The 13,502-nt window shown below is 70.3% G+C and carries 15 protein-coding genes; 8 read left to right on the forward strand and 7 right to left on the reverse strand.

What is annotated here, in order from left to right:
• Positions 1-79 precede the first annotated feature (79 nt).
• Both K0H49_RS13355 and K0H49_RS13360 read left to right on the forward strand, forming a co-directional pair.
• Positions 80-907: a MetQ/NlpA family ABC transporter substrate-binding protein gene (locus K0H49_RS13355; RefSeq protein ID WP_219212813.1), complete on the forward strand. Its 828-nt coding sequence runs from the start codon at positions 80-82 to the stop codon at positions 905-907.
• Between the two features lie 32 nt (positions 908-939).
• Positions 940-1,422 (forward strand): HPF/RaiA family ribosome-associated protein, encoded by a 483-nt coding sequence (locus K0H49_RS13360; RefSeq protein ID WP_257624691.1) that lies wholly within the window; start codon positions 940-942, stop codon positions 1,420-1,422.
• 15 nt (positions 1,423-1,437) lie between these two features.
• Here K0H49_RS13360 and K0H49_RS13365 read toward each other — a convergent pair whose 3' ends face one another.
• On the reverse strand, positions 1,438-2,424 hold the full coding sequence (locus K0H49_RS13365) for a glycosyltransferase (protein WP_219212815.1): 987 nt from the start codon (positions 2,422-2,424) through the stop codon (positions 1,438-1,440).
• A 237-nt stretch (positions 2,425-2,661) separates the two neighbouring features.
• On the opposite strand from K0H49_RS13365, the gene K0H49_RS13370 reads away from it, so the two are divergent.
• Positions 2,662-3,675 carry a sensor domain-containing diguanylate cyclase gene (locus tag K0H49_RS13370; protein WP_219212817.1) on the forward strand — a complete coding sequence of 338 codons (1,014 nt, stop codon included), beginning with the start codon at positions 2,662-2,664 and terminating at the stop codon, positions 3,673-3,675.
• Here the strand turns inward: K0H49_RS13370 and K0H49_RS13375 are convergent.
• The gene (locus K0H49_RS13375) at positions 3,672-4,679 is read right to left on the reverse strand and encodes a Bug family tripartite tricarboxylate transporter substrate binding protein (RefSeq protein WP_219213315.1); all 1,008 of its coding nucleotides are present in this window, start codon (positions 4,677-4,679) and stop codon (positions 3,672-3,674) included. The two genes, K0H49_RS13370 and K0H49_RS13375, sit on opposite strands and share 4 nt — an antisense overlap.
• A gap of 127 nt (positions 4,680-4,806) precedes the next feature.
• Between K0H49_RS13375 and K0H49_RS13380 the strand changes: the two genes are divergently transcribed.
• On the forward strand, positions 4,807-5,418 hold the full coding sequence (locus K0H49_RS13380; RefSeq protein ID WP_219212819.1) for a hypothetical protein: 612 nt from the start codon (positions 4,807-4,809) through the stop codon (positions 5,416-5,418).
• Positions 5,419-5,440: 22 nt separating this feature from the next.
• Here K0H49_RS13380 and K0H49_RS13385 read toward each other — a convergent pair whose 3' ends face one another.
• From K0H49_RS13385 to K0H49_RS13405, 5 genes are read right to left on the reverse strand one after another with little or no spacing between them, the layout of a single operon-like run.
• Positions 5,441-6,169, reverse strand: a complete 729-nt coding sequence (locus tag K0H49_RS13385; RefSeq protein ID WP_219212821.1) for an ABC transporter ATP-binding protein — start codon at positions 6,167-6,169, stop codon at positions 5,441-5,443.
• Entirely contained in the window at positions 6,153-7,181 is a 1,029-nt protein-coding gene (locus K0H49_RS13390) for an ABC transporter substrate-binding protein (protein WP_219212822.1), read from the reverse strand. The genes K0H49_RS13385 and K0H49_RS13390 overlap by 17 nt, the downstream gene beginning before the upstream one ends.
• A complete protein-coding gene (locus tag K0H49_RS13395; RefSeq protein ID WP_219212824.1) occupies positions 7,178-8,302 on the reverse strand; it encodes an LLM class flavin-dependent oxidoreductase in 1,125 nt (374 codons plus the stop codon). The genes K0H49_RS13390 and K0H49_RS13395 overlap by 4 nt, the downstream gene beginning before the upstream one ends.
• Before the next feature lie 16 nt (positions 8,303-8,318).
• The gene (locus K0H49_RS13400) at positions 8,319-9,194 is read right to left on the reverse strand and encodes an ABC transporter substrate-binding protein (RefSeq protein WP_219212826.1); all 876 of its coding nucleotides are present in this window, start codon (positions 9,192-9,194) and stop codon (positions 8,319-8,321) included.
• 34 nt (positions 9,195-9,228) lie between these two features.
• A complete protein-coding gene (locus K0H49_RS13405; protein ID WP_219212829.1) occupies positions 9,229-10,065 on the reverse strand; it encodes an ABC transporter permease in 837 nt (278 codons plus the stop codon).
• A 179-nt stretch (positions 10,066-10,244) separates the two neighbouring features.
• On the opposite strand from K0H49_RS13405, the gene K0H49_RS13410 reads away from it, so the two are divergent.
• The 4 genes from K0H49_RS13410 (at position 10,245) to ada (ending at position 13,500) form a co-directional block, all read left to right on the forward strand.
• Positions 10,245-10,892: a CGNR zinc finger domain-containing protein gene (locus K0H49_RS13410; RefSeq protein ID WP_219212833.1), complete on the forward strand. Its 648-nt coding sequence runs from the start codon at positions 10,245-10,247 to the stop codon at positions 10,890-10,892.
• A 73-nt stretch (positions 10,893-10,965) separates the two neighbouring features.
• Complete coding sequence (locus tag K0H49_RS13415) at positions 10,966-11,679, forward strand: 2OG-Fe(II) oxygenase (protein WP_219212835.1); 714 nt, start codon at positions 10,966-10,968, stop codon at positions 11,677-11,679.
• Positions 11,679-12,329, forward strand: coding sequence for a DNA oxidative demethylase AlkB (gene alkB / locus K0H49_RS13420; protein ID WP_219212837.1), 651 nt, complete (start codon positions 11,679-11,681; stop codon positions 12,327-12,329). The genes K0H49_RS13415 and alkB overlap by 1 nt, the downstream gene beginning before the upstream one ends.
• Positions 12,330-12,414: 85 nt before the next feature.
• Positions 12,415-13,500: a bifunctional DNA-binding transcriptional regulator/O6-methylguanine-DNA methyltransferase Ada gene (gene ada, locus K0H49_RS13425; RefSeq protein WP_219212839.1), complete on the forward strand. Its 1,086-nt coding sequence runs from the start codon at positions 12,415-12,417 to the stop codon at positions 13,498-13,500.
• Positions 13,501-13,502 lie beyond the last annotated feature (2 nt).

The raw sequence follows: 13,502 nt of genomic DNA on the forward strand, positions 1-13,502 counted from the left end.
ACATGAGGATTTGTTCGTTCGCGAAAGGGCGCGGCACGGGCACAGTCGCCCCCCTCTTCTCTTCATTCCTTTCGTCGCCATGCTGCTCTCCGCCCTTCGCCGTCGTGGCGCCCTCGCCGCCCTGTCCGCCACCGTGCTCGCCGCCGCCTTCGCCACGAGTGCGCCGGTGCACGCCCAGGACAAGTCCCGCATCAAGGTCGGCATCTCGGTCGGCAACGCCGAACAGATCTTCGAGGTGGTGAAGAAGGTCGCCGCGCGCGACGGCCTGACCATCGATGTCGTCGTGTTCAACGACTACCAGCTGCCCAACGCCGCGCTATCGGCGGGCGACCTGGACGCCAACGCCTTCCAGCACCAGCCCTTCCTCGACAACCAGATCAAGTCGCGCGGCTTCGACCTGGTGTCGGCCGGCCTGACGGTGACGGCGCCGCTGGGCTTCTACTCGCGCAAGCTCAAGAGCATCGACGCGCTGCCCGACGGTGCCTCGGTCGGCATCCAGAACGACCCGTCCAACGGCAACCGCTCGCTGCTGCTGCTGCAGGCCGCGGGCCTGATCACGCTCAAGCCCGAGGCCGTGAAGAACAACACGGCCACGCCGCTGGACGTGGTGACGAATCCCAAGAAGCTCAAGCTGGTGGCGCTCGACGCCGCACAGCTGCCGCGCTCGCTCGACGACCTGACGATCGCCTCGATCAACAACGACTACGCCGAGAAGTCGGGCCTGTCCTTCAACAAGGACGCGGTGCTCAAGGAATCGGCCAAGAGCCCCTATGCCAACCTGATCGCGGTGCGCCGCGCCGACAAGGACGCGCCGTGGGCGAAGAAGCTGGTCGCGGCCTACCAGTCGGCCGAGGTGCGCCAGTTCATCGAGACCAAGTTCAACGGCGCGTTGATCCCGGCCTTCTGATCCGCCAGCGCCGCAAGCGGCAAGAGGCTCCCTTGGCCTACGCCGCGGCGCCGCCGGTGGCGCCATGCTGTGACTTCGAACCGCCGCCGCGCTCTCAGCTGCGGCGCGTGGCCTCGCTGCCGAAGGGCAGCGCCGAACATGGAGCACAGATCCGCATGGAAATCCACATCAACACCGGCAACGGCATGGACAACAAGGAAACACTGGAGAGCTGGGCCGACGGCGAGATTCGCCGCACCCTGGGCCGCTTCTCGAACGACGTGCGCCGCATCGAGGTCCATCTCTCCGACGAGAACAGCGGCGCCAAGGGCGGCGCGGACGACAAGCGCTGCGTGATCGAGGCCCATGTGACGCATCTGCCGCCGGTGGCCGTGACGCACCAGGCATCGAGCATGGACGAGGCTTTCAGGGGCGCCGAAGCCAAGGCCCGGCGTGCCCTGGACACCGTGGTCGGCAAGCTCAACGAGCGGCGCGACCACACGTCGATCCGCACGCAGCAGCCCGACGGTCTGTAGCGCGTCTTCTGCCCGTCAGCCGCGCCAGGGCAGCGACCGCGCAGTGTCCTGGATGGCTGGCGGCACGGCATTGAGCAGTTCCCCGGCCACCACGCGCTCGTAGCAGCGCAGGTAGCCGCGCGCCATGGCATCCGAGCTGAAGTGCTGCACCACGTGCGCATGGCAGGCGCGGGCGTCGAAGCGGCGCGATTGCAGCGCCTCGGCCAGCGTGGGCGCATCGGCCGCGAGCACGCCGCAGTCCTGCGGCACCAGTTCCGGCAGCGAGCCGTAGGGCGTGGAGAACACCGGGCAGCCGAAGTAGAGGCTCTCGATCACCGCGAGGCCGAAGGGCTCGTGCCAGCGCACCGGGAACACCATGCCGCGCGAACCGTTGAGCAGTTCGCATTTCTGCTGGCCGCCCACCATGCCGTGAAAGTGCACGCGGCGCGAGAAGGTCATGCGGATGCCGCGCCGGAAGTTGAAGCGCTCGCCGCCCAGCACCTCGAGCTCGACGCCGGCCAGCCGCGCCACGCGGATCGCGCCTTTGAGGTTCTTGACGCCCCAGGCGCCCTTGCCCAGGAAGTGCGCATAGCGGCGCGGCCGATCGAAGTCGACCGGCCCGTAGGCGGACCAATCGAGCCCGTTGTAGACGAACTCCGTGGAACCATAGCGCGCCGCATGGTTGCGCGTCAGGAAGACCGTGTTGCGCGGCAGCGCGCGCGGTCGGTGGCTGTTGCCGTGCTCGGTGAACAGGAAGGGCTTGCCCAGCGCATCGTCGGAAGCCAGGCGCGGGTCGAACTGGAAATGCACCAGGTCGACATCGTCGGGCACCTGTTCGTGCCAGGGCCGCTCGGGACGGATCGGCAGCAGCCGCGCGAAGTCGCAGCGCGAACCCTCGGGGACCAGGTAGGTGACCTGATGGCCCATCTCGACCAGCTTGCGCCCCAGGTCCCAGATCACGCGCTCCGTACCGCCATAGGCAAACACCGGGATCGGGGAGTTGTTGGCGATCATCACATGCATGACGACCTCCGTGACGGCCACGCCGCATCGGGGATCCACGCCATGACAGGGTCTGCATGGGGATCGTGAAAAGACCAGGTCATGAGAGTCGCTTTCCTCTGGCGCTCCGTCGAAGCGGGAGCTGTCAGGGCGTGATTCTGAATGCAAATCGAATGGGACAAACGAAACATCTTTGATCGGACGCAAGCGCTCCGCACCCTTCGGTCGCAGCGACCGTGACACAAGACACAATAGGTCATGGATTCATTGATCGTTCAGCTCTCCGAATCGGTTTCGTCGGCCCAGACGCTGGAAGAACTGGCGCGCCCCATGCTCGAGATGCTCGAAGCCGTCACAGGCTGCGAATCGACCTACCTGACCGCCATCGACCTGCAGGCCGGGGTGCAGCAGATCGTGATCGCGCGCAACACCAAGCAGCTCCAGATTCCCGAGGGCCTGTCGGTGCCCTGGGAGGACACGCTGTGCAAGCGCACGCTCGACGAGGGACGGCCCTACACCGACGACGTGGCCGGATGCTGGGGCGACTCGGATGCGGCCCGCCAGCTGGGCATTCGCACCTATGTCAGCACCCCGGTGCGGGCCGACGGCGATCTCTACGGCACGCTGTGCGCCGCGAGCTCGGCCCGGTTGCCGCTGCCGCCCAACGCGCAGCATGTGCTGCAGCTGTTCTCGCGCCTGATCGGCCAGCACATGGAGCGCGAGCGGCTGCTCACGCAGCTGCGGATCGCCAACGCGCAGCTGGTGACCAGCACGCTGACCGACACGCTGACCGGCCTGCCCAACCGCCGCATGCTGGTCGACGAGCTGGGCCGGTTGCTCGCCCGCGGCGCACGCAACGACACCACCGTGCTGGTCGGCTTCGTCGACCTCGACGACTTCAAGGCCATCAACGACAGCTACGGCCACGACTGCGGCGACGACTTCCTGCGCGCCATCGCCAGCCGGCTGAACACGACCCTGCGCGCGGGCGACACGCTGGCGCGCCTGGGCGGCGACGAGTTCGTGGTGGTCGGCCCGGGCCCGGTGCGCGGCCCCGCAGCGGATGCGGCGGTGCGGGCGCTCGAAGCGCGCCTGAGCCTGGCCAGCACCGGCGAGATCGCGCTGCGCGAGCGCACCATCTCCTACGGCGGCGCCAGCGTGGGCGTGGTCGCGGTCGACCCCAAGACCCACAACGTGAACGATGCGCTCAAGCTGGCCGATGCCGCGATGTACCGGGTCAAGCACCGGCGGCGCTCCGCAGCGTCGCGTTAGGCGTCCGTCTTGATGCCGCGCATCAGGATCACGCCGCCGAGCAGCGAGGTGTCCTGGCGCATGCGGTAGCTCAGCGCCTTGGGCGTGCCCGACTGCGCCTGCCAGCCGGCCTTCAGCAGGGTCTGCTGCACCTCGGGCGCGCGCACCACCTCCGACAGCGCGGCATTGAGCTTCGCGACCGCCGCGGCCGGCATGCCCGCGGGTGCGGCGATGGCCGTCCAGATCTCCAGATCGGCGCCGTGCACGTTGGCATCGCGCAAGGTGGGCAGCTCCTCGTACAGCGGGCTGCGTACCGCCGAGGTGACCCCGATGGCCTTGAGCTTGCCCGACTGGATGTGCGGCTTGACCAGCCCCGGCGGCAGCAGCGCCAGCTGGATCTCGCCGGCCAGCATGGCGGCGATGACCTGCGGGTTGCCGTTGAAGGGCACGTGCGTGGCCAGGATGCCGCTGCGGCTCTTGATCAGTTCCATGCCCAGGTGCCCGACCGTGCCGGCCCCGGGCGTGCCATAGCGGCCCTTGTCGTTGAGGTTGCGTGCCCACAGCAGCAGTTCTACCGGATTGGCGCCCACCGCCTGCGCGCTCGCCGCCAGCACCAGCGGGGCCGTGCCGATCAGGCTGACCGGCGCGAAATCCTTCTCCGGATCGAAGGGCGTCTTCGGATTGAGCAGCCGGGCGATCGTGAGGTTGCCGTTGATCAGCGCGCCGATGGTGTGATCGTCCTGCGCCTTGGCCACCAGGTTGGCGGCGATATTGCCGCTGTCGCCGGGCTTGTTCTCCACGGTCACGGGCTGGCCGAGCAGGCGCGACAGCGGCTCGGCGATGGCGCGGGCCGCCAGGTCCGGCGAGGCACCGGCGGGGAAACCCACCAGCAGGCGCACCGGCTTGCTCGGCCAGCCGCCGGGCGACGGCGCGGCGGCGGCGCGCGTGCTGCCCTGGGCCCAGACGCCGGGCGCACAAAGGGCAAGGGCCATGGTTTCGAGCGCGCGGCGTTTGGTGATCGTCATCATCGGCGTTGGTAAAAATGTTACATAACGTTACCGCACTGCAGCAATGGCGCGCAAGTAGACGAAATGCCTCGTCTGCACACCCACTGCCACGACGCTTGCCGCCGGCCGCCGTATGCTGTGGCGCATGCAGCCGCTCCATCGCCTCTGGATCTCCCTCGCCTGCCTGGCCGCCCTCGGCGGCATCGCGTCCGTGGCCGCGGCGGGCGCAGCACCGGTCGAACTCGCCGGCATGGATCCGCCAAGCTGGGTGCACGGCGCCGACAAGGCCAGCGGCCGGGGCTGCCGCGCGGTACGCGCGCGCCGGCCTGCGGAACTGCCGGCGCCCTGGCGCGGGCTGGTGCGCACGATCACGATGCAGTGCACGCCGATGGCCGGCGTCGACAAGGAGCCGGACGCGAGCACCGAATCCGTGGCCACGCTGCGGCCCGGCGCCGCGACCCTGCGCGGCATCCCGGTGCTGGCGCTGCGCCTGAGCGAATCGTGGGCGCACGGCGACACCCAGTACGTGCTGGACGCGCCCCATGCCGAAGTGGCCGCCCTGCTCGGCGCCTACATCAAGGCGCGCTGCCTGTCGCGCGCGGGCACCACCGTGGTGGTCGAGGGCCTGTGCGAGCCCATGGCCGACGAGGGCAACGGCGGGACCTACACCCGCACCAGCGAACTGGGCGGCGCCTGGCTGCACCCGGACCCCGACGACGCGCGCCGCACGATCCTGGCGGACGCCTGGTCGGATTAGCGCAGCCGCCCGGATGGGCGGCTCAGGCGTCGACTTCCACGCCCAGCAGTTGCAACAGATCGACCTTGTGCGCCTCGAGCCCCGGGTCCGACATGCGCCGCGGCCGCGTGATGTCCAGCGCCAGGTCCGACACGATGTGGCCCTGGTCGAGCACCAGGATGCGGTCGGCCAGCAACAGGGCCTCGTCGACGTCGTGGGTCACCAGCAGCACGGTCGGCTGGTGACGCTGCCAGAGGTCGAGCACCAGGCGCTGCATCGTGAGCCGGGTCAGTGCATCTAGCGCGCCGAAAGGCTCGTCGAGCAGCAGCAGCGACGGTTCGCGGGCCAGTGCGCGGGCCAGCGACACGCGCTGCGCCTGCCCGCCCGACAGCGTCTGCGGCCAGGCCTCGGCCTTGTCGGCGAGGCCGACCTCGGCCAGCGCCGCCAGGCCCTGCGCCCGGCGGTCGTCGCCGCCGAGGTTGAGCACCACGTTGCGCCAGACGCGCAGCCATGGAAAGAGCCGCGGTTCCTGGAAGGCCACCGACACCGAGCCGGGCACCTGCAGCCGCTCGGCCTCCTGGCCGCCGTCGAGGCCCGCGAGCACGCGCAGCAGCGTGGACTTGCCCGAACCGCTGCGCCCCAGCAGCGCCACGAACTGGCCCGGCGCAATGTCCAGCGACAGGTTGTGCAGCACCGGCGGCGCGTCGCCGAAGCGGCGCGTCAGCCCACGCAGCTGCACCCGGCGGTCGTCGCGGTCAGAGGGCGGCGACATCGAGGGTGCTCCCCTTGACCTCGATCGGCTGCGCCGACAGGCCGTACTTCGCATAGAAGTCGGCGATCTCCTGGAACTCGCGCAGCAACGCATCGTCGGCCGGCACCACGGTCGAGGGCGGCACCTGGCGGATGATGTCCGCGACCGCCTTGGGCACGCCCTGCTTCTCGTTGAGATCGGCCACGCGGCCGGGCGTGGCCTGCACGGCCTCGGCCTCCTTGCGCAGCGCCTCGTACACGGCTTTCACCAGGTCCGGGTTGGCCTGCGCGAAGGCGCGCGTCGTGACGTGCACGTTGCGGTTGAGCGAGCCGATGTCGCCACCGTAGACCACCACGCGCGCACCGGGCTCGGCCTGGCCGGCCGCGAAGAACTGCTCCCACACGGCCCAGGCGTCGACATGGCCCTGCGCGAAGGCGGTCGAGGCATCGGTCGGGCCCAGGTAGACCACGGTCACCTTCTCGACCGGGATGTCGTGGCGCGCCAGCGCGAGCCGCAGCAGGTACTCGCCGGTGCCGCCCTTGTTGACCGCGATCTTCTTGCCGACCAGGTCGGCCACCGTGCGGATGCCGCTGGCGCCGGTCGCGACGATGCCCTGGTCCTTGCCCGAGCTCTTCTCGGCCGCGAACACCACCAGGTCCTTGTCGGCCGTCGAGGCCGCGAGGAAGGAGGTCGCGCTGCCGCTGCCGATGTCGATCGCGCCGCCGCGCAGGGCCTCGGCCGTGGGCACGTAGGCCGGGAACGGCGGCTTCCACACGACCGCACCGCCCGCAGCCTTGACCGAGGTTTCGATGCCGCCGCTCAACTGCGCCAGCGTGAGAAAGTTGAAGGCCTGCAGCGGCGCGATGCGCGCGACCTTGGCAGCAGCCGGTGCGGCCGCAGGTGCCGCGCCCGCTGCGGCAGGCGCCGGCGTGGACTCGCGCGAGCAGGCCGCGAGCAGCGTGGCGAGCACGCCGCCGCCGATCAGGCCCAGCGCTGCGCGGCGGCCGCTGTTGTTCAGGTCCGAAGATTTCATGCTTGCTTTTTCCATGCCGTATCCCTTTCTTTGGTCCAGGCGGAGGTGACGCCCGGGTCGACCGCACGGTCGACGGGCAGATGGGGCAGCACCAGTTCGGCGAAGCGGTAGGCCTCTTCGAGCAGCGGCATGCCGGAGACGATCAGCACCTCGATGCCGGCATCGCGGTAGTCCTGGATGCGCGCGAGCACCTGCTCGGGGCTGCCGACCAGCGCGGTGCCGGGGCCGTGGCGCACCAGGCCGATGCCCGACCAGAGGTTGGGCGCGATCTCGAGCTCGCGCAGGTCGCGCGGCTTGCGCCCGCCGTGCAGCGCGGACATGCGCTGCTGGCCGATCGAATCGATGCCGGCCACGTACGACTGCGCACCGGCGATGGAGCGCTCGTCCATGTGCTCGTACAGGTCGGTGGCCGCTTCCCAGGCCTTGGCCTCGGTCTCGCGCACGATCACGTAGAGGCGGATGCCGAAGCGGATCTTGTCGGCCCGACCGTGTTTGGCCGCGAGCGCGCGCACTTCGCGGATCTTCTCTTCGGCCTGCTGCGGCGTCTCGCCCCACGAGAGGTAGGTGTCGATGTGCTTGGCCGCCACCTCGTGCGCGGCCGGCGAGGAGCCGCCGAACCACAGCGGCGCGGGCTGACGGTACGGCGGCAGCGGGATGCCGGCATCGACCACGTGGATGTACTTGCCCTTGAAGGTCACGGTCTCGCCGCGCAGCAGCGCCGTCAGCACCGTGAGGTACTCGTCGGTGTAGGCATAGCGTTCGTCGTGGCTCAGGTGCACGCCGTACTGCGCCATCAGCTTGGCGTCGCCGTTCACGATGTTGACGCGCAGCCGGCCCTTCGAGAACTGGTCGAAGGTGTTGATCATCTTGCCCAGCAGCACCGGCGACAGCAGCGGCGGATGGGCCGCGATCAGGTGCTGGAAGTTGTCGGTGTAGGGGATCAGCGACGCGCCCTGCACCCAGGCGTCGTGCGAGCCCGTGGCCAGCAGGGCGCCGGTGTAGCCGAGATGGTCGACCGCACGCGCGAGCTGCTGGAAGTAGGGATAGGTGAGCGCGCGGGCGCCGTCGGCGCGCCAGGGGTAGCGGCCGTCGGGGCCGGTGAGGTACCAGAGAACTTCCATGATCGATTCCTTTGAGTCAGTGCGTGCGGCCGGCCGGGAAGGCGGCGGTCACGGTGTCGCTCACGTCGAGCGGCGAAGGGATGAGGCCGAAGCGCGCGAAGATGTCCGCATGCGATTGCTGCTCGGCCGCGAAGGCGGCGTCGGGCACTTCGATGCCCCAGGGGCGCGAGCGCAGCGAAGGCAGCCATTGCGCGGCCGTGTTGCCGTTCACGCCCTCGAGCAGCTGCGCAGCGGCCTGCGGGTCGGACTCGGTGAGCCGGTCGGACTCGGCGATGGCATCGACCAGCGCCTGCACGGCCTGCGGGTGCGCGGCCACCGTGGATTGCCGCGCCCAATACACCGAGCGGTTCGAGAAGCTGCTGCCGGGCTGGGCCAGCACGCGCACCGGCACCGTGGATTCGATCTTCGACAGCAGCGGATCGGTCGCGACGATGGCGTCGAGCAGGCCGGCCTCGAAGGCGTCCTTGGCGGTCGCGGGCAGCAGCTCGACCGCATTGACCTCGCGCCAGTCGATGCCCGCGGCGTGCAACTCTGCCGCCAGGAACTGCGTGTGCCACGAGACCGGCATCAGCGCGATGCCGCGGCCTTTCAGGTCGGCGAGGCTGTGCAGGTCCGAGTCGGCGCGCACCACCACGCCGCCGCGCTCGGCGCGCGGGCCGGACATGCCGAACACCACCACCGGCAGCTCACGCGCCTTGGCCAGGATCGGCGGCGTCGCGCCCGTGCCCATGAGCTGCAGCACGTCGAGTTCCATCAGCGGGATGGTCTGCGCGCCCGCGCCGTGGATGAAGAAGTCGATACCCTGCGCCTTGAGCGAGGCGCGCAAGGCAGGCCGGCGGGCGAGGATGGACAGCGAAGGGTTCTGCGGATGGGCGCCGACGATCAGGGACATGGCATGCAAGGGAGAGAGGGAAAGGACGCTGGCTTCAGCCCGTGTAGACACGGCGCCAGGAGAGAAGAAGGCGCTCGAGCAGGCGCACGCCGTAGTCGGTCGCCAGGCCCAGCAGCGCATAGACCGCCACGCAGACCAGCATGATGTCGGTGCGCACGAACTGGCGCGCATTGGTCAGCAGGAAGCCGATGCCGGAGTCGGCGCCGACGGTCTCCGCGATGATCACCGCCACCCAGGCCAGGCCGAGCGCGAAGCGCAGGCCCACCAGCAGGCTGGGCAGGGCCGCGGGCAGCAGCACCTGCAGCGCGATCGCGAAGCGGCCCATGCGCGCGACCCGCGCCACCTCGACCAGCTTGGCGTCGACATTGCGGATGCCGCCGAAGGTGTTGATGTACATCGGCACCGCGACGCCGAAGGCCACCAGCAGCACCTTGGGCGTTTCGTCGATACCGAACCAGAGGATGAACAGCGGCACCAGCGCCGTGAAGGGGATGGTGCGCAGCATCTGCATGGGCTTGTCGACGAGGTCCTCGCCCAGCCGCGAGAAACCCGCGAACACGCCGGTCGCCAGCCCCACGGCCAGGCCCAGCAACGCACCCTGCACCACGCGCGACAGGCTCACGAGCAGCGCATGGGGCAGCGAGCCGTCCAGCACCATGGTCCACGCGGTGGCGAGCAGGCGATCGGGGCCGGGCAGCGTGCGCGGGTTGAGCCAGCCGGCCGCGGACGCGGCATACCAGGCGAGCAGGAACACCACGATCGACAGCCAGCTGCGCAGACCGGCCAGGGCCACCCACACGCTCGACCTGGGCCGGGAGGCGCGTTCGCCTGCAATGCGTTCGGCCTGCAACGCTGCACTTTCGTCAGTCATGCGCGGGCCGTTCCGTGAAGAGGTTGCGCGGCCACGAGGGCCGCATGAGGTTCGTCGTCATGGGTCATACCAATGACGAATCTAAGGGTCGACCCTGAGTCGACCAAGGAAGGAAAACAGATATCCATATGCGATCTCCGACGCGGACCGGGACCGGCAACGCTCCTAAACTGCCCCGCGTGCAAAGCGGACGCAGACCCCACACCCCCGAGGCGACGCCGCGCGCGCACGTCGCCGTGCGCCCGCTCAAGGCCAGCGACTTCTCCTTCAAGTTCCGTGCGGGCGTGCCCTGCCTGCTGCTGGTCGAGACGCTGGGCGAATGGACCGGCCGGCGCTACGAGCGTGTGCGCAACGAAGGCCTCTGGCACAGCTGGCTGCGCAAGATGAAGCTACCCGTGCCGCAACTGCCGGTGGGCGAAGAGGGCCTGGCCGACATGCGCGTGCTGCGCGCCGCGATCTACGAGACGGCGCAGGCCATCCGCGGCCAACGCGCGCCGCAACACGACGCCATCACGCAGATCAATGCCTGGGCCTGCCACACACCGCTGCCGCGCCTGCTCGACGGCACCGGCACCGCGCTCGAGCCGCTGGCCGAGGTGTCGAACGCCCATGTGCTGGCCCTGCTGGCGCGCGACGCGATCGCACTGTTCTCGAGCGAGGCGCGCAGCCGCATCAAGGAATGCGCGAGCCCGACCTGCCCCGTGATGTTCCTCGACCGTTCGCGGCGCGGCGACCGCATCTGGTGCTCGCCGACCTGCGGCGCGCGGCTGGCCTCGGCGCGCTACCGGCGGCGGCTGTTCCCGCTGCCCGAGGAAGAGGTGGCCTGAAGCGCGGGCGAGGAATTCGGGCGCAAGCTTCGGAGTGCCGCGCGGCAGGGCACCGGCCTAGACTGGGTCGGCCATGCACGACCTCTTCACGCCATCGCCCGACACGCCCGAAGACGCCGCCCTTGCGTCGGCGCTCGATGCCGAAGGCCATGCGCTGTTGCCGCGCTTGCTCACGCCCGACCAGTGCCGGCAACTGGCCGGCCGTTACATGGACGAAAGCCTCTACCGATCGACCGTCGTGATGGCGCGCCATGGCTTCGGCCGTGGCGAGTACAGGTACTTCGCCTACCCGCTGCCGCCGCTGCTGGAACGACTGCGGCATGCGCTCTACCCGCGGCTGGTGCCGATCGCGAACCGCTGGAACGCGCAGCTGGGCCTCGATGTGCGCTACCCCGCCACGCTCGCCGAATTCCTCGATCGCTGCCACCGCGCCGGGCAGCGCCGGCCGACGCCGCTGATCCTGTGGTATCGCGAAGGCGACCACAACTGCCTGCACCAGGACCTCTACGGCGAGCATGTCTTCCCGTTGCAGGTCGCGATCCTGCTGTCGCGGCCCGGTGACGATTTCACCGGCGGCGAGTTCGTGGTGACCGAAAGCCGCACGGGCCATCAACGCGCCGACGTGGTGCCACTGACGCAAGGCGACGCGGTGGTCTTCACGGTCAACCAGCGCCCCGAGACAGGCCCCAGTGGCCGCACGCGCAGGCTGGCCATGCGCCACGGCGTGAGCCGGGTCCATGGCGGCCAGCGGCACACTGTGGGCCTGATCTTCCACGACGCCCTGTGATGCACACGCTCGCGCTCTTCGACGACGAGGCCCCGCTGCCCGACCAGCCCCTGGGCCCGCAGGCCGTGGTGCTGCGGGCCTTCGCGCGGCCGCAGGTCGACGCCCTGCTGCCCTGCATCGACGCGATCGCAGCGGTGTCGCCGTTTCGGCGCATGGTCACGCCGGGCGGCTTCACCATGTCGGTGGCGCTGACCAACTGCGGCGCGCTGGGCTGGACCACCGACCGTCGCGGCTACCGCTACGCGGCCGTCGACCCGCTCACCGGTCGGCCCTGGCCCGCGATGCCCGAGCTGCTGTCGCGGCTGGCACAGGACGCTGCCGAGGCCGCGGGCTTCGTCGGCTTCCGGCCCGACGCCTGCCTGGTCAACCGCTACGAACCCGGCGCGCGGCTGACCCTGCACCAGGACAAGGACGAGCAGGACTACGGCGCGCCCATCGTGTCGGTGTCGCTGGGCATGGCGGCGCGCTTCCTGTTCGGCGGACTCGAGCGCGCGCAGCCCACGCAGAAGGTCGCGCTGCAGCACGGCGACGTGGTGGTCTGGGGCGGCTCGGACCGTCTGCGCTACCACGGCGTGATGCCGCTCCAGGGCGATGCGCACCCGCTGCTCGGCCTGCAGCGCATCAACCTCACCTTCCGCCAGGCAGGCTGAGCGGGGCACGCCAGTTCGAACGCAAGAAGCGGAGTGCTTGCGATCGAAGTCCGCCCGACACTGGGATCTCACCTGGAGCACCGCCATGAATGCCATCCTCAAGCACCCCGACGCCGCCACGCCCGCCTATCTGGACGACAACCAGCGCTGGGCCGCCGTCCAGGCCCGTGACGCGCGCGCCGACGGCCACTTCGTCTATGCCGTGCGCACCACCGGCGTGTACTGCCGGCCCAGCGCCTCGGCTCGCCTGCCGAAGCGCGAGAACACCGTGTTCTTCGACACCGCGCAGGCGGCCGAGGCCGCGGGCTACCGTGGCAGCCAGCGCGCCGCGGGCGACCGCAGCGCACTGGCCGCGCAGCGCGCCGCCACCGTCGCCCAGGCCTGCCGGCTGATCGAGCGTTCGGAATCGCCGCCCCCGCTCGATGCGCTCGCCGCCGAGGTCGGCCTGAGCCCGCACCACTTCCACCGCGTGTTCAAGGCCCAGACCGGGCTCACGCCCAAGGCCTATGCCTCGGCCTTCCGCGGGCGCCGGCTGCGCGCCGAACTGGCCGAGCACGGCGCCACCGTCACCGACGCGATCTACGGCGCGGGCTTCAACTCCAACAGCCGCTTCTACGCGGCCGCCGACGACCTGCTGGGCATGCAGGCGCGCGACTACCTCGCAGGCGGCCCGAACCTGCAGATCCGCTTCGCGGTCGGGCAATGCGCGCTGGGCGCGATCCTGGTCGCGCAAAGCCCGCGCGGCATCTGCGCGATCCTGCTGGGCGACGACCCCGACCGGCTCGTGCGCGAGCTGCAGGACCAGTTTCCCAAGGCGGAGCTGATCGGTGCCGATGGCGACTTCGAACAGCTCGTGGCGCAGGTCGTGGGCTTCGTCGAGGCGCCCTCGCTGGGCCTGGACCTGCCGCTGGACGTGCAGGGCACGGCCTTCCAGGAGCGCGTGTGGCAGGCGCTGCGCGAGATCCCGCCCGGCGCCACCGTGAGCTATGCGCAACTCGCGGCGCGCATCGGCCAGCCGAAGGCGGTGCGCGCCGTGGCCCAGGCCTGCGGTGCCAACCACCTGGCGGTCGCGATCCCCTGCCACCGCGTGGTGCGCACCGACGGCGCGCTGTCGGGCTACCGCTGGGGCGTGGAGCGCAAGCGCGCACTGCTCGCGCGCGAGGCGGCCTGAGC

This window comes from Variovorax boronicumulans (assembly GCF_019352895.1).
Classification (GTDB): Bacteria; Pseudomonadota; Gammaproteobacteria; order Burkholderiales; family Burkholderiaceae_C; genus Variovorax; species Variovorax boronicumulans_A.